This window comes from Streptomyces durmitorensis, from assembly GCF_023498005.1.
GTDB classification, from domain to species: Bacteria; Actinomycetota; Actinomycetes; order Streptomycetales; family Streptomycetaceae; genus Streptomyces; species Streptomyces durmitorensis.
Genome location: NZ_CP097289.1, coordinates 3,553,812 through 3,569,580, shown reverse-complemented (window position 1 = coordinate 3,569,580; position 15,769 = coordinate 3,553,812). Strand labels below are relative to the sequence as shown.

Here is a 15,769-nt window from a genome sequence, read left to right as displayed (position 1 = left end):
CGCCAGTAGCGAACAGAGATCGGGAACAGAACGCGAGAAGGCGAAACCGGGGTCAGTGGCCTTCCAGGCCGTGCAGCGGGAAGCCCGCGATACCGCGCCAGGCCAGCGAGGTGAGCAGCTCCACCGCCTTGTCGCGCGGGACCGTGCTGCCGCTGGCGAGCCAGTACCGGGCGACCACCTGTGAGTAGCCGCCGAGGCCCACCGCGAGCAGCATCGCCTCGTCACGGGGCAGGCCCGTGTCCTCGGCGATGACCTCGCAGATCGCCTCCGCGCACTGGAGCGTGACCCGGTCCACGCGCTCGCGGACCGCGGCCTCGTTCGTGAGGTCGGACTCGAAGACGAGGCGGAAGGCGCCGCCCTCGTCCTCCACGTACGCGAAGTAGGCGTCCATCGTGGCCGCGACGCGCAGTTTGTTGTCCGACGTGGAGGCAAGTGCCGTGCGGACGGACTGCAGCAGTGATTCGCAGTGCTGGTCGAGCAGGGCGAGGTACAGGTCGAGCTTGCCGGGGAAGTGCTGGTAGAGCACCGGCTTGCTGACTCCGGCCCGCTCGGCGATGTCGTCCATCGCCGCCGCGTGGTAACCCTGCGCGACGAAGACCTCCTGAGCCGCGCCCAGCAACTGATTGCGTCGGGCACGACGCGGCAGGCGTGTGCCCCGAGGGCGCGCTGCCTCTGTCTGCTCGATGGCTGTCACGCCGCCTCCCATGATCGTGAATGTGCGGTGTGCGCCGCGCGGCCATCGTACTTTTCGGTAACCGTGATGTGCGCGGTACGAGCGGAGAATTTCACGGACTGGATGGCCGTGAAAGCCGTGCGTAGCAGGGCAAACACGGGCAGCTCAGCGATAGTCGTCCTCGTCGATGCTGACCACGCGGGCCTGCTCGGCCAGATCGGCCTCGTTGGCCGCGTCCGTGTCCGCGTCCTGCAAGGAGTCGTCCTGGTGAGGCGTGAGGTCGGTCTGCTGCTCCGCGCTGTCGGCCTCGGGCGCCTCGGTGCTGATAGCGGCGTTCTCTTCGGCCTCGAAGGTCTCGGGGTCGGACGGGTCGACGGTCATAGTGGCTCTCTTCCCTAGCGGACTGGCGGACTAGTGGTGCGAGTGCCCTGTTCGCCCTCTTCTATGAGCCTCTTCTTACGAGCCTAGGAGACTGTCGAACCAGGCGCTATGCGATCTCTCCACGACATCGCCGGGATCTGTGACGGCGAACACACGAACCACCGTGTGATCGTCTCGTAACATTGCCGCATGTCTTCGACCGAGCTGCCGAACGTGATCGCCGCCTCCGTCGCACCCAAGCCGGGTGCCGTCGGGGTCGCGGCGGGCGAGCGGCTCGACTCGGTCCCCCTCCCCGGGCTCACGCTCTCGGTGCGTTCCAGGCCGTCGGTCCGCGAGGGTCTTCCGCCCGCGCTGTACGTCCATGGGCTCGGCGGCTCCTCGCAGAACTGGTCGGCCCTGATGCCGCTCCTTGAGGACGTCGTCGACTGCGCGGCGCTCGACCTGCCGGGGTTCGGCGACTCGCCGCCGCCGGACGACGGCAACTACTCGGTCACCGGGCACGCACGCGCGGTCATCCGCTATCTGGACGCGCGCGACGACGGGCCGGTGCATCTGATCGCCAACTCGCTGGGCGGCGCGGTCACCACCCGTGTCGCAGCCGTCCGCCCCGACCTGGTCCGCACCCTCACGCTGATCTCGCCCGCGCTCCCCGAGCTGCGGGTGCAGCGCACGGCACTGCCGACCGGTCTCCTCGCGGTGCCCGGCGTCGCCCGGCTCTTCACCCGGCTCACCAAGGACTGGACGCCCGAGCAGCGGGTCAGCGGCGTGATGGCGCTCTGCTACGGCGACCCGGGCCAGGTCACGCCCGAGGGGTACAGCGCGGCCGTGCGGGAGATGGAGCGCAGGCTCGCCCTTCCGTACATGTGGGACGCGATGGCACGCTCGGCGCGCGGGATCGTGAACGCGTACACGCTGGGCGGGCAGCACGGCCTGTGGCGGCAGGCGGAGCGGGTGCTCGCGCCGACACTGCTGATCTACGGCGGCCGGGATCTGCTCGTCTCGTACCGCATGGCCCGCAAGGCCGCCGCCGCCTTCCGTGACTCACGGCTGCTGACACTGCCGGACGCCGGGCATGTGGCGATGATGGAGTATCCGGATACGGTGGCCACTGCGATCCGCGAACTCCTCGCGGAGACGGGCGAGTTGCATGCATCCGGTCATTCGGGCGCGGGGAGCTGAGGCGGCGAGTGGGACGTCATAGCCGCCGGGGTTCGGCCGACCTCGCAGACAACACGGGCAACACGAATACCGACGACATACCGTCACCGCAGGGCGCACGCCCGCCGGGTCCCGGAACGGGACGCCGCAGGCGCGCCCCGGGGGACGGCGGCACGCCCGCGCACGGCGTCCCGCAGGCCACCCCGCCGCACGGCATGCCCCAGGCCACCCCTTCCCACGGCACGCCGCACGTCCGCGGCGGGCACCCCGAGCAGCGTGAGCCGGGCGGGGGCTGGGGATCCGGCGGGCCGCGGATGGGCGCCGCCTACGGAGCGCCGGGCACGCGCACCGGGCCGCCCCGCGTGCCGGGGCCACGGCGTGAGTACGTGGACGCGTTCGGCGAGGAGTTCGCCGACGAGGACCTCTTCGCGGGCGGCGGCGCGACCGAAGCCCTGCCCACGAGGGCCGGTGAACCGCCCCGCGACCCGTACGCCTCCGTCACCGACTGGGACCGCGCGGTCGACGAGGACGAGGAAGCGCACGGAGACCTCTGGTCCGGCGGCGCCGACGGAGCACACGGCTCCGGTGGGGCCGACGGAGCCGACGGCGAGGCCAGGGACGGCAAGGGAGGCGGCAAGGGCCGCACCTTCACCGGGATAGCCGCCGCCGCTGTCACCACCGTCCTCGCGGTCGTCGTGGCCGGCCAGGTGACCGACGGGCCGAAGGATTCCGCTCCCAAGACGCAGGCCGCGAAGGGCCAGGGCGCCCGCGACGCGGGCCAGGACGCGTCCCGCTCGGACGACAGGCCCACGCCTCCTGAGTCCGCCCCGGCGACGTACGAGACGAAGATGGCCAAGAAGTACCCGCTCGACGCCAAGCTCACGGCGTCCGGCGACTTCGAGGCCATGGCAGGGTTCGACAAGGCCCCCGGCAAGGGGCAGAAGTTCCGCTACCGCGTCGACGTCGAGAAGGGGATGGGCCTCGACGGCGAGCTGTTCGCGTCGGCCGTGCAGAAGACCCTGAACGACGACCGGAGCTGGGCGCACGGCGGAGGCCGCACCTTCGAGCGAATATCTTCGGGGAAGCCCGATTTCGTCATCACGCTCGCGAGTCCGGGGACGACCGGGACCTGGTGCGCGAAGTCAGGGCTCGACACCCTGGAGGAGAACGTCTCCTGCGACTCCGCGGCGACGGACCGCGTCATGATCAACGCCTATCGGTGGGCGCAGGGCGCCAAGACCTACGGCGACCGCATCCACCCGTACCGGCAGATGCTGATCAACCACGAGGTCGGTCACCGGCTCGGCTTCAACCACACGGACTGCACGAAGGACGGCGACCTCGCGCCCGTCATGCAGCAGCAGACGAAGTTCCTCGACCACGACGGAATCAAGTGCAAGGCCAACCCCTGGGCGTTTCCCAAGAGTTGAGACGGAAGTGACCGGCATGCGGTCGCTTCTCGATCGGCGGAGTCGGCCGCAGCTTTGACATCCGCGACAAGTTCGTTCATATTTCTCCGCATGTCGCCTCGTCACGCCTCCTCGCGCGCAGCCCTTGAGCTGGCGCTCTTTGGCGTGACCGCGCTCTGCGTGTCCGACATCCACTGTTGCTGACGCCCGCCCCTGGCGCGTGCGTCGCTTTCTCTCCGGACCTTGTGCACCTTGTGTACCCTGTGCACCTTTTGCGGTCCTGACTGACCTTCATCGGCGACCCCGGGGCGAGCTCTGCTCATTTCCCCTGTTGATTCTCCGAGAGGTCCTTTCCCATGCGTCAATCGTCCGTCATAGCCCGCCGTGTGGCAGCGGCATCCGTCAGCCTCGTCCTGGCAGCGGGCGCCGCCGCCTGCGCGGGCCCCGAGGACAACGACGCCGGGAGCGGCGGCGCCGACGGCAAGCCCGCCAAGGGCGGCACGCTCACCGTCCTCAACAGCGACCCGCAGGTCGACTTCGACCCCGCACGGCTCTACACCTCCGGCGGCGGCAACGTCCCCTCGCTCGTCTTCCGCACCCTGACCACCCGCAACCGCGAGGACGGCGCCAAGGGCTCGGAGGTCGTGCCGGACCTCGCCACGGACCTCGGCAAGTCCAGCAAGAACGCCACGGTGTGGACGTACACCCTGAAGAAGGGGCTCAAGTACGAGGACGGTTCGCCCATCACCTCCGCCGACGTCAAGTACGGCATCGAGCGCTCCTTCGCCGGTGAACTCTCCGGTGGCGCACCCTACTTGAGGGACTGGCTGATCGGCGGCGACAAGTACGCCGGGCCCTACAAGGACAAGAGCGGCAAGGGGCTTGAGTCGATCGAGACGCCCGACGAGCGGACTATCGTCTTCCATCTGAACAAGCCGGAGGGCGAGTTCCCCTATCTGGCGACGCAGACGCAGTTCACGCCCGTCCCCAAGAGCAAGGACAAGGGCACGAAGTACGAGGAGCACCCGATCTCCTCGGGCCCGTACAAGGTCGTCAAGAACGAGAACGACGGCGAGCGCCTGACCCTGGAGCGCAACCCGCACTGGTCGGCGAAGACCGACCCCGAGCGCAAGGCCTACCCGGACAAGATCGACGTGCGGTCCGGCCTCAACTCGTCCGTCATCAACCAGCGGCTCTCGGCGGGCCAGGGCGCGGACGCCGCGGCCGTGACCACCGACACGAACCTCGGCCCCGCCGAACTCGCCAAGGTCACCGGCGACAAGGCGCTTGCCTCGCGCGTCGGCACCGGGCACTTCGGATACACGAACTACCTCGCCTTCAACCCGAAGGTGAAGCCCTTCGACGACCCGAAGGTGCGCCAGGCCATCTCGTACGCCGTCGACCGCTCGTCGGTGGTCAACGCCGCGGGCGGCTCCTCGCTCGCCGAGCCCGCGACGACGTATCTGCCGAACCAGAAGTCCTTCGGATACACGAAGTACGACCACTTCCCGGCGGGCAAGGCCGGCAACCCGAAGAAGGCCAAGGAGCTCCTGAAGGAGGCCGGTCACAAGGACGGGCTCACCATCACGCTGACCCACTCCAACGCCAAGGACTTCGAGACGAGCCCGGAGATCGCCACCGCGATCCAGGACGCCCTGAAGAAGGCCGGGATCACCGTCAAGCTGGAGGGACTTGAGGACAACGACTACAAGGACAAGGTGCACAGCGCCAAGGACGAGCCCGGTCTCTTCCTCGCCCACTGGGGTGCCGACTGGCCCTCCGGCGGCCCCTTCCTCGCCCCGATCTTCGACGGGCGGCAGATCGTGAAGGACGGCGCCAACTTCAACACCGGCTTCCTGGACGACAAGTCGGTCAACGACGAGATCGACGAGATCAACAAGCTCACCGACCTCGATGCGGCGGCCAAGCGCTGGGGCGCCCTCGACAAGAAGATCGGTGAGCAGGCCCTGACCGTGCCGCTCTTCCACCCGGTCTACAAGCGCCTGTACGGCAAGGACGTCAAGAACATCGTGATCAGCGACTGGACGGGCGTCCTGGACATCTCCCAGGTCGCGGTCAAGTAGGGCGATCGGTCAAGCCACCAGGAGATCGGTCAACTCACCATGAGCGAGGCCCTGTTGGCCTCGGAGGCGGGGACGGGCGCTGCGGCGCCCGCCCCGACTTCCGGTGCCCGTCAGTTCTGGCGGCGGCTGCGTGCGCAGCGTGCCGCCCTCGTCGCGGCGTCCGTCGTGGCGCTTCTCGTCCTGGTCGCGCTCGGCGCGCCGCTGCTCACCGCCATCGAGGGCCAGGACCCCAGTACGTACCATCCCGACCTCATCGACTCAGGGCGCGGCGGCGTGCCCATCGGCTCGTTCGGCGGGATCAGCGCCGAGCACTGGCTCGGTGTCGAACCCCAGACCGGGCGCGACCTGTTCGCCCGCCTCGTCCACGGCGCACGCGTCTCCCTCGGCGTCGCGCTCGCCGCGACGCTCGTGCAGGTGCTGCTCGGCGTCGGCATCGGCATCGCGGCCGGGCTCGGCAACCGCCTGGTCGACCAAGTGCTCAGCCGCGCCACCGACGTCATCGTCGCCATGCCGCTGATGGTGCTCTCGCTCGCCCTGATGGCGATCGTGCCCAGCGGCTTCCCGCGCCCCGTCCTGGTGGCCCTGGTCATCGGGCTCGTCGCCTGGGGCAGCACGGCCAAGATCGTGCGCGCGCAGACCATCACCCTGAAGGAGCTCGACTACGTGGCCGCCGCCCGGCTCAGCGGCTGGAGCACCTGGCGCATCGCGCGCCGCGAACTCCTGCCGGGGCTCGCCGCCCCCGTCATCACGTACGCGGCGCTGCTCGTCCCGATGAACATCACCGTGGAGGCCGCGCTCTCCTTCCTCGGCGTCGGCGTCAAACCGCCGACCGCGTCCTGGGGGCAGATGCTGACCTCGGCCGACATCTGGTACCAGGCGGCGCCGCAGTACCTACTGCTTCCGGCGGGCGCGCTGTTCGTGACGGTGCTCGCGCTGACCGTCCTCGGGGACGGCGTGCGGACCGCGCTCGATCCACGGGCCGCGTCGCGGCTGCGGATCGGGACCGGGCGGAAGCGGGAGGGCAAGGCATGAGCGGCCTCCGACAAGGCATGAGCGGCCTTCGGCAAGGCATGACAGGCCTTCTGCACGGCATGACCGGCTTCCTCCTGCGGCGCTCGGTGGGCGCACTCGTCACGCTGCTCGCCATCTCCGTGATCATCTACGCGGTCTTCTACGTCGCTCCCGGCGACGTCGCGCAGATCACCTGCGGCCCGCGCTGCTCGCCGGCCCAAGTGGCGCAGGTCTCCGCGCAGTTGCGGCTCGACGACCCGGTGTACGTCCGCTACTGGGACTTCCTTCAGGGCATCTTCGTCGGCCAGGACTACTCGACGGGCACGGGCGTGGAGCACTGCGATGCCCCCTGCCTCGGGCTCTCCTACCAGAGCGACCAGCAGGTCACCCAGCTGATCCTGGCGAAGCTGCCGGTCACCGGATCGCTCGCGCTGGGCGCCATGGTGATGTGGCTGATCCTCGGGGTGGGCACCGGAGTCCTCTCCGCCTGGCGGCGCGGGCGCGTCACCGAGCGCGTCCTGACCGCCGTCACGCTCGCGGGCACGGCCACGCCCGTCTTCGTCATCGGTCTGCTGCTGATGATCGTGGTCTGCGGGCAGCTGAACTGGCTGCCCTTCCCGCAGTACGTCGCGTTCACCGACGACCCCCAGCAGTGGGCGTGGAACCTGCTGCTTCCCTGGCTCTCCCTCGCCCTGATCGAGGCCGCCAAGTACGCGCGCCTCACCCGCGCCTCGATGCTGGAGACGCTCGCCGACGACCATGTGCGGACCTTCCGTGCGTACGGCGTCGGGGAGCGCTCGATCATCGGCAGGCACGCACTGCGGGGCGCGGTCGCGCCGGTCATCGCGCTGAGCGCCAACGACTTCGGATCGATGTTCGGCGGCGCGGTGCTCAGCGAGACGCTCTTCGGCCTTCCCGGCATGGGGCGCGAACTCGTGCACGCGGTCAAGGTCGTCGATCTGCCGGTCGTGGTCGGCATGGTCCTGGTGACCGGCTTCTTCGTGGTGCTCGCCAACGCCGTCGCGGACGTCCTGTACGCGGTGGCCGACCGAAGGGTGGTCCTTTCATGAGCCCGGTCCAGAGCCTCGTCCAAGTGACCGGCCTGGTGGTCGACTTCGGGGACGTCCGTGCCGTCGACGGGCTCTCCTTCACGCTGGAGAAGGGCGCCGCGCTCGGCCTCGTCGGCGAGTCGGGGTCCGGCAAGAGCACGGTGGCCTCCGCGCTGCTCGGGCTCCACCGAGGCACCGGCGCCGGCGTCGGCGGCACGGTGCGGGTCGGCGGCATCGACGTACAGGAAGCGTCCGGTGAGGAGCTGCGGCGGCTGCGGGGCGGGACGGCGGCGATGGTCTTCCAGGACCCGCTGTCGTCCCTCGACCCGTACTACGGGGTGGGCGACCAGATCGCCGAGGTGTACCGCGTGCACACCGGGGCCTCGCGCCGGGCGGCACGCGCGCGTGCCGTCGAGGTGCTCGACCGGGTCGGGATCCCCGATGCCGTCCGCAGGGCGCGTTCCCGGCCGCACGAGTTCAGCGGCGGCATGCGGCAGCGCGCGCTGATCGCCATGGCGCTCGCCTGTGAGCCCGAGCTCCTGATCGCCGACGAGCCGACGACCGCCCTGGACGTCACCGTGCAGGCCCAGATACTCGATCTGCTGCACGCGCTGCGGGCCGAGACGGGAATGGGACTGCTCCTGGTCACCCATGACGTGGGCGTCGCCGCGGAGAGCGTCGACGACGTCCTGGTCATGCGGCACGGGCGAGCCGTCGAGCGCGGGCCCGTGCGCGAGGTCCTCGGGGCGCCCGAGGAGGCGTACACGCGGGAGCTGCTCGGGGCGGTGCCCCGGGTCGACGCGCCGCGCGAGGCGGTCTCGCGCGCGCAGGGTGAGGTGGTCCTCGAAGCGGTCGGTCTGCGGCGGGAGTTCGGGCGCGGCAAGCGCGCGTTCGCCGCCGTGGACGGGGTGTCGCTCACCGTCCGCAGGGGAGAGACACTCGGGATCGTGGGGGAGAGCGGCAGCGGCAAGACCACCCTCGGGCGGATGCTGGTGGGGCTGCTCGAACCTTCGGCGGGGGAGATCCGCCATGGCGGGGGCACGGAGAAGCCGGGCGGTGGCACTCGGGCCGGTGTGCAGATGGTGTTCCAGGACCCCGTCTCCTCGCTCAACCCACGCCGCGGCGTCGGGGAGTCCATCGCCGATCCGCTGCGCGCGCGGGGCGAGGGCGACGATTCCGTGGTGCGCGCTCGCGTGCGCGACCTCATGGAGCGCGTCGGGCTCGATCCGGCGTACTACGGGCGCTATCCGCACGAGTTCAGTGGTGGCCAGCGCCAGCGCGTCGGGATCGCGCGGGCCCTCGCCGCCGAGCCGCGGATCATCGTGTGCGACGAACCGGTGTCCGCGCTCGACGTGACCACCCAGGCACAAGTGACCGCGCTCCTTGCCGAACTGCAGGAGGAGTACGGCCTCGCGCTCGTCTTCATCGCGCACGATCTCGCGGTGGTGCGCCAGGTCAGCGACCGGGTCGCGGTGATGCGGCAGGGGCGGATCGTCGAGCAGGGGTCCGTCGACGAGGTCTACGGCTCGCCTCAACAGGCCTACACCAAACAGCTGTTGGCCGCCGTGCCCGCGCTCGACCCGGAGGCCGCGGCGCAGCGCCGCACGGCCCGCAGGGAGCTGGCCGCAGCTTAACGCTCCGTAGCGAAAGAGCGCTCTCCGGGTGTCATAGCGCGACAGAACGCAACCGGCACGGGAAAGTTACGGCCGTTCACCCCTTTGGTGGCGTGATGGACAACCGTCCATCACGCCACCGGCATGTCCGCATACGTTCGTCCCGCTGCGAGCCGCTGGTCCAACGGCGGCTCTCCATATGGGAGATCGGGGGTGTACGCGTGCGCATCGGACTGCTTACGGAGGGTGGCTATCCGTATGTGAGCGGTGACGCCAGGCTCTGGTGCGACCGGCTCGTGCGCGGGCTCGGGCAGCACGAATTCGACGTCTACGCCCTCAGCCGCAGCGAGCGGCAGGAGGCGCAGGGCTGGATCGAGCTGCCGCCCCAGGTGAACCGCGTGCGCACGGCGCCCCTGTGGACGGTCGACGACGACGACGGCGTCGCCTTCGGCGCCGGGTACGGACGCCGGGCGCGGCGGCGCTTCGTGGAGTGCTTCGGCGAACTGGCCGCGGTGGTGTGCGACTCCGGGGCGGGCTCCGCCGTGGGGGCCTCCGGCAGCCGTGACGCGTTGGCGGACCGTTTCGGCAGTGCGCTCTACGGCCTCGCCGAACTGGCCGGGGACCAGGGCGGCCTCGTCGGCGCACTGCGCTCCGAAGCGGCCGTGCGCGCCCTGGAGGGCGCGTGCCGCGCGCCGGGCGCACTCCGCGCCGCACGCACCGCACGCGTACCCGACCTCCTTGCCGTGGCGGGCCTCCTGGAGCGCGCGCTGCGGCCGCTCTCCCTCGACTGGTACGGCGACGACGACCTCGGCGCGGTGGACCTGTGCCACGCCACGTCCGGCGGCCCCGCGGCCATCCCCGGCCTCCTCGCCAAGCACTTCTCCGGGGTGCCGCTCCTGGTCACCGAGTACGGCATACAGCTGAGGGCGCACTACCTCGCGACCGGCGACGAGGCGCTGAGCGCACCCGCGCGGGCGCTGCTCACCTCCTTCCACGGCAGGCTCGCCGCCGAGGTGTACCGCCAGGCCACGATCGTCACCCCCGGCAACACGCACGCCCGCCGCTGGCAGGAGCGGTGCGGAGCCGAGCGGGCGAAGCTGCGCACGGTCTATCCGGGCATGGAGGCTTCGCGCTTCGCGGAGGTCGGCGACCGGGAGGACCCGGGCGACCCCGACACCCTCCTCTGGGTCGGGCGCATCGAGCCCGCGAAGGACCTGATCTCCCTGCTCCACGCCTTCGCGGAGGTCCGCAAGGAGGAGCCGAAGGCGCTGCTGCGCATCGTCGGTGCGCCCGCGGAAGGGCCGGAGGCGGCCGCCTACCTCGCGCACTGCAAGGCGCTCGCCGCGCAGCTCTTCCCCGACGAGGCCCAGGGCGCGCACGCCGTCGGGGACAACCCCGTGTCCTTCGAGGAGATCGGTGCGCCCGAGGTGCCCGACCTTGAGGACGCCTATGCCGCGGGGAGCGTCGTCGTCCTTTCGAGCGTCGTCGAGGGCTTTCCGATCAGCCTGGTCGAGGCGATGTTCTGCGGGCGCGCGACGGTCTCCACGGACGTCGGCGCGGTCGTCGAGGTCATCGGCGGCACCGGGCTCGTGGTGCCGCCGCGCAATCCGCGTGCGCTCGCCGAGGCGTGCGTGGCGCTGCTGCGCGACGCCGGGCGGCGCGAGCGGCTCGGGGCTGCGGCGCGTGCGCGGGCGCTCGAACTGTTCACCGTGGAGCAGAACATCGAGGCGTTCCGCGGCATCTACCTGGAGATCGTCTCGCACTGCCCGGTGCGCAGGGAGGCGGTCGACGACGCGGGCGAGCCGGTGCCCTTCGGCAACCCGGCGGAGGCGTACGTACCGGGACGGTGGGCGGTCGCCGCGGGCGGCGGTGACGCGGGCTCGGGACCGGGCGGCGCGCCCAGCTGGGCGCAAGAGGCGGACGGGCCCGAGCGGTTGCCGGAGCGGTTGAAGGGGGCGGGCGTATGAGCGAGCAGCAGAAGACGGACGCGCCACGGGCTCCGGGGAGCCCCGGCGGCTGGGATGTGCGCTCGGAGGAACTGGTGGCCGACGCGGCACTGGTGCGCGAGCCCGCGGCCTGGCGAGGGACGGGAACGGTGACGGCAACGGGGACGGCAACGGGCGGTGGCGCCGGAGCGGGGGCCAAGCCCGCGCGGCGCGGAGCCGTCGACCCCGTGAAGGCGCTGATGCACCGGCATCGAGAGCTGTGCGAGCGTGCCGTCGACCCGCTGGAGATCGCCGCGGGGCTTGAGGCGCACGGAGTGACCGACCGGACCGCGGCGCGGTTCAGGCACCGGGACGTGTTCGCGCTCGCCGAGGAGATGTACGCGCGCGTGCCGCGTGACGAGGAGGAGCGCGCCCTCCCCGGGACGCCTCCCTCTCAAGGGGCGCCCGAAGTGCCCGCCGGATGGGCGCTGTTCGCCCTGCTGCCGGGTGTGGCCTGCGCGATCGCCGCCGTGGGGTGGGAGCTGAGCGAGGGGCGTGCGCGGCTCGCGGTGGGGCTCGGCGGAGCGCTCGCCGTGGCCGTCGCCCTGCGCGTGGCTCTTCGGTACGGCCCGCTGCGGTCCGCGCACCATGTCGTGCCGGCCACGCGCGCGTGGGCCTGCCTTCTCGTCGCGTACGCCCTCTTCGGCGACGGGCTGCTGCGGGCCGCCGTATCGGGCGGGCCCGACGGCCCCTGGGCGCCGTCGACCGCTGCCGCACTGGGGCTCTCACTCGCTGTCGCGCCCGCGCTGTGGTGCGCGCGGCTGTTCTCCGTAGGGGCACGGCGGCGTCTTTCGCTCAGCCGGGGGCTCACCGAATTCACCGCCTCTGTCCGGCCGTTGCTCGTGTGCGTGGTCGCGCTGTACCTGTGCGCCCTGGGAGCACTGCTCATGGGGGCCGGCGCCGCCTATGGGGTGCCGGCGTCCGCCGGGGCCGGGGCGCTCGGCGCGCTGCTGCTGCTCGCCCGGCTGCTCTCCTCGTACGGATTCACGCGGGCGCCCCTGCTGATGCTGGGGGCCGCGGGAGCGGCGGAGGCGGTTGCGCTCGCCTCGGTGTTCGCCGGGCGGCTGCCCGGGTGCGCGTGGCTGGCGGCCCCGGTCGAGGGGGCGGTCCGGGCCTGGGGGCCCGGTGTCGTGCCCGTCGTCGCGTGCGGCGCCGCCGCGGGCGTGCTGCTGCTCCATTCCTCGCGGGTGCTCAGCCGGGCGTCCGCGCATGCCGACGGGGCGCCTTGAGCGTGCGCGCCGCGGTCGGCGGCCACTCGAAATCTTTCTCTCCCGCGGGGCCGACACCGCGGGCCTTACCCCGTGAATTACGGCAACCCCCTGAAGGAGAACGCCAGATGAGCACCCCCAGCATCCGAGAATCCAAGCCGGGAGCCGCCCGATGAGGGTGCTGTTGATCGGAGCCAACGGATACCTCGGCCGGTTCGTCGCCGACCGGCTGCTCGCCGACCCGGCGGTGCAGCTCACCGCGCTCGGCCGCGGTGACGACTCGGACGTACGGTTCGACCTCGCGAGCGGCAGCCCCGGCGCGCTCACCCGCTTCCTGGACGCCGTGCACCCGGGAGTCGTCATCAACTGCGCGGGGGCCACCCGCGGCGGTGCCCGCGAGCTGACCCGGCACAACACCGTCGCCGTCGCCACGATCTGCGAGGCCCTGCGCCGCAGCGGATGCGGGGCGCGCCTGGTGCAGCTGGGCTGCGCCGCCGAGTACGGGCCGAGCCAGCCGGGATCCTCCACCGCGGAGGACGCCGTGCCCAGGCCCGGCGGACCGTACGGAGTCAGCAAGCTCGCGGCCACCGAGCTGGTCCTCGGGTCCGGTCTGGACGCCGTCGTCCTGCGGGTGTTCTCTCCCGCGGGCCCCGGCACCCCGGCCGGATCGCCGCTCGGGCGGCTCGCCGAGGCCATGCGGCGGGCCATGCAGGCCGGTGACGGCGAGCTCAAGCTCGGGGGCCTCGGCGTGCAGCGGGACTTCATCGACGTACGCGATGTGGCGCGCGCCGTGCACGCGGCCTCGCTCTCCGCGGCCCAGGGGATCGTGAACATCGGCGCGGGCCGGGCCGTGCGGCTGCGTGACGCGGCGGCCGTCCTCGCGCGCGTCGCGGGGTACGGCGGGGCGCTGCACGAGCTCGACCAAGTGGGCCTGAGGCAATCCATCGGGCACCCCCGCACCGAATCCGACCACGGGAGCCCGGCTGCCTACCCCTATCCCGACGGGTGCGGCAGCTGGCAGCAGGCCGACGTGCGCACCGCGCGCGACCGGCTCGGCTGGCGCCCCCGGATCAACCTCGAAGAATCACTCGCCGACATCTGGATGGAGGCGGCATGCCGCATCTGACCAGCACAGCCACAGGCACCGCACACACCGACGTACGTCTCGGCTTCGGCATCCCGGGCTTCGCGCACCCCCTCGTCGCCCCCGCCGAATGGTCCCAACTCACCCGCCCCGGTGCCCCTTTGCACTGGGTCGTGCTGAACGTGAGCCGGGGTCCTGGCGACCGGCCCGACCCGCACTGCCTGGAGGCGGCGGGGCGGCTGCGGAACGCGGGCGTGCGTGTTCTCGGTCACCTCGACGTGATGTACGGAGCACGCGGCTTCGGGGAGCTCGTCTCCGACGCCCACCGCTACCTCGACTGGTACCAGGTCGACGGCTTCTCCCTCGACCGCTGCCCCACCGAGCGCGCCGCTCTCCCGGAGGTGCGCAGGACGGTCACGACGCTGCGCGCGCTCTGTGACGACGCGCACATCGTCCTGGGCCACGGCACCCATCCGTATCCCGGATACGCCGAATCCGCCGACCAGTTGGTGACCTTCTCGGGCCCCTGGAGCGACTACCGCTGGTCACAGGTGGCCGAGTGGACCGCCGACTATCCGCCCGAGCGCTTCTGCCACTTCGTGCACGGCATGCCGCGCGGCCATCTCGACGAGGCGCTGCGCATCGCACGCTGGCAGGGCGCTTCGACGATCTACTTCACCGACCGCGTGGAGGGTGGGGGAGCGGACGACCCCTGGGAGTCGATGCCCGGGTACTGGGACGAAATCGTCTCGCGTATCGGAACGGGTGTCTCGGAATGAAGAAGGGCGTGGCAGTGTTACGGAAAGAACCACCGTTCCGAAATACCGACCAACGGAGTCCCCGTGTCGCTGCCACCCCTGGTCGAGCCAGCATCTGAGCTCACCGTCGACGAGGTTCGCAGGTACTCCCGCCACCTGATCATCCCCGACGTCGGGATGGACGGGCAGAAGCGGCTGAAGAACGCCAAGGTGCTGTGTGTCGGCGCCGGCGGCCTCGGGTCACCGGCGCTGATGTATCTCGCCGCGGCGGGCGTCGGCACGCTCGGCATCGTGGAGTTCGACGAGGTCGACGAGTCGAACCTGCAGCGCCAGATCATCCACAGCCAGGCCGACATCGGCCGCTCCAAGGCGGCGTCGGCGAAGGACTCCGTCCTCGGCATCAACCCGTACGTGAACGTGATCCTCCACGAAGAGCGGCTCGAGGCCGAGAACGTGATGGACATCTTCAGCCAGTACGACCTGATCGTCGACGGCACGGACAACTTCGCCACGCGTTACCTGGTCAACGACGCCTGCGTGCTGCTCAACAAGCCGTACGTATGGGGTTCGATCTACCGCTTCGACGGCCAGGCGTCCGTCTTCTGGAGCGAGCACGGCCCGTGCTACCGCTGCCTCTACCCGGAGCCCCCGCCCCCCGGCATGGTCCCGTCCTGCGCCGAGGGCGGCGTGCTCGGCGTGCTCTGCGCGTCGATCGGCTCCATCCAGGTCACCGAGGCGATCAAGGTCCTGGCCGGCGTGGGTGACCCGCTGGTCGGGCGCCTGATGATCTACGACGCCCTGGAGATGCAGTACCGCCAGGTCAAGGTCCGCAAGGACCCGGACTGCGCGGTCTGCGGCCCGAACGCCACCGTCACCGAGCTCATCGACTACGAAGCCTTCTGCGGCGTCGTGTCGGACGAGGCCCAGGAGGCGGCGCTCGGCTCGACGATCACTCCCAAGCAGCTCAAGGAGTGGATCGACGCGGACGAGAAGATCGAGATCATCGACGTGCGCGAGCAGAACGAGTGGGAGATCGTCGCGATCCCCGGCGCCAAGCTGATCCCGAAGAACGAGTTCCTCATGGGCACCGCCCTGGAGAGCCTTCCGCAGGACAAGAAGATCGTCTTGCACTGCAAGACGGGTGTCCGGTCCGCGGAAGTCCTCGCCGTGCTGAAGTCCGCGGGCTTCTCCGACGCGGTGCATGTGGGCGGCGGCGTGATCGGCTGGGTCAACCAGATCGAGCCCGACAAGCCGGTCTACTAGGCGTAGCGCCTGAACGGAGATGGGGCCCGCACCTTCAAGGTGCGGGCCCCATCGCCTTGACGGCTCGTCCTCAAACGCCGGACGGGCTGACAT

General features: G+C 71.1%; 14 protein-coding genes. 12 read left to right on the top strand and 2 right to left on the bottom strand.

Translation table 11 applies throughout. The features are described from left to right. Positions 1-52 precede the first annotated feature (52 nt). Positions 53-694 carry a TetR/AcrR family transcriptional regulator gene (locus M4V62_RS15805; RefSeq protein WP_249587903.1) on the bottom strand — a complete coding sequence of 214 codons (642 nt, stop codon included), beginning with the start codon at positions 692-694 and terminating at the stop codon, positions 53-55. Between the two features lie 144 nt (positions 695-838). Continuing rightward, positions 839-1,054: a hypothetical protein gene (locus M4V62_RS15800; RefSeq protein ID WP_249587902.1), complete on the bottom strand. Its 216-nt coding sequence runs from the start codon at positions 1,052-1,054 to the stop codon at positions 839-841. 189 nt (positions 1,055-1,243) lie between these two features. Between M4V62_RS15800 and M4V62_RS15795 the strand changes: the two genes are divergently transcribed. The 12 genes from M4V62_RS15795 (at position 1,244) to moeZ (ending at position 15,676) form a co-directional block, all read left to right on the top strand. Further along, entirely contained in the window at positions 1,244-2,233 is a 990-nt protein-coding gene (locus M4V62_RS15795; protein WP_249587901.1) for an alpha/beta fold hydrolase, read from the top strand. Positions 2,234-2,241: 8 nt separating this feature from the next. Further along, positions 2,242-3,642, top strand: a complete 1,401-nt coding sequence (locus M4V62_RS15790) for a DUF3152 domain-containing protein (protein ID WP_249587900.1) — start codon at positions 2,242-2,244, stop codon at positions 3,640-3,642. A 90-nt stretch (positions 3,643-3,732) separates the two neighbouring features. Next, positions 3,733-3,825, top strand: coding sequence for an Ms4533A family Cys-rich leader peptide (locus tag M4V62_RS43740; RefSeq protein WP_344520500.1), 93 nt, complete (start codon positions 3,733-3,735; stop codon positions 3,823-3,825). Between the two features lie 152 nt (positions 3,826-3,977). Next, positions 3,978-5,705, top strand: coding sequence for an ABC transporter substrate-binding protein (locus M4V62_RS15785; protein ID WP_249587899.1), 1,728 nt, complete (start codon positions 3,978-3,980; stop codon positions 5,703-5,705). A gap of 39 nt (positions 5,706-5,744) precedes the next feature. Then, a complete protein-coding gene (locus M4V62_RS15780) occupies positions 5,745-6,737 on the top strand; it encodes an ABC transporter permease (protein ID WP_249587898.1) in 993 nt (330 codons plus the stop codon). 59 nt (positions 6,738-6,796) lie between these two features. After that, entirely contained in the window at positions 6,797-7,786 is a 990-nt protein-coding gene (locus M4V62_RS15775; RefSeq protein ID WP_249592850.1) for an ABC transporter permease, read from the top strand. Then, positions 7,783-9,399, top strand: coding sequence for a dipeptide ABC transporter ATP-binding protein (locus M4V62_RS15770; RefSeq protein ID WP_249587897.1), 1,617 nt, complete (start codon positions 7,783-7,785; stop codon positions 9,397-9,399). Before M4V62_RS15775 ends, M4V62_RS15770 begins: the two co-directional genes overlap by 4 nt. A gap of 200 nt (positions 9,400-9,599) precedes the next feature. Continuing rightward, complete coding sequence (locus M4V62_RS15765; RefSeq protein ID WP_249587896.1) at positions 9,600-11,345, top strand: DUF3492 domain-containing protein; 1,746 nt, start codon at positions 9,600-9,602, stop codon at positions 11,343-11,345. Then, the gene (locus M4V62_RS15760) at positions 11,342-12,592 is read left to right on the top strand and encodes a hypothetical protein (RefSeq protein ID WP_249587895.1); all 1,251 of its coding nucleotides are present in this window, start codon (positions 11,342-11,344) and stop codon (positions 12,590-12,592) included. Before M4V62_RS15765 ends, M4V62_RS15760 begins: the two co-directional genes overlap by 4 nt. Before the next feature lie 151 nt (positions 12,593-12,743). Next, a complete protein-coding gene (locus M4V62_RS15755; RefSeq protein WP_249587894.1) occupies positions 12,744-13,697 on the top strand; it encodes an NAD-dependent epimerase/dehydratase family protein in 954 nt (317 codons plus the stop codon). Beyond that, positions 13,685-14,434 carry a spherulation-specific family 4 protein gene (locus M4V62_RS15750; protein WP_249587893.1) on the top strand — a complete coding sequence of 250 codons (750 nt, stop codon included), beginning with the start codon at positions 13,685-13,687 and terminating at the stop codon, positions 14,432-14,434. Before M4V62_RS15755 ends, M4V62_RS15750 begins: the two co-directional genes overlap by 13 nt. A 63-nt stretch (positions 14,435-14,497) precedes the next feature. Continuing rightward, positions 14,498-15,676: an adenylyltransferase/sulfurtransferase MoeZ gene (moeZ, locus tag M4V62_RS15745; RefSeq protein ID WP_249587892.1), complete on the top strand. Its 1,179-nt coding sequence runs from the start codon at positions 14,498-14,500 to the stop codon at positions 15,674-15,676. Positions 15,677-15,769: the final 93 nt, after the last annotated feature.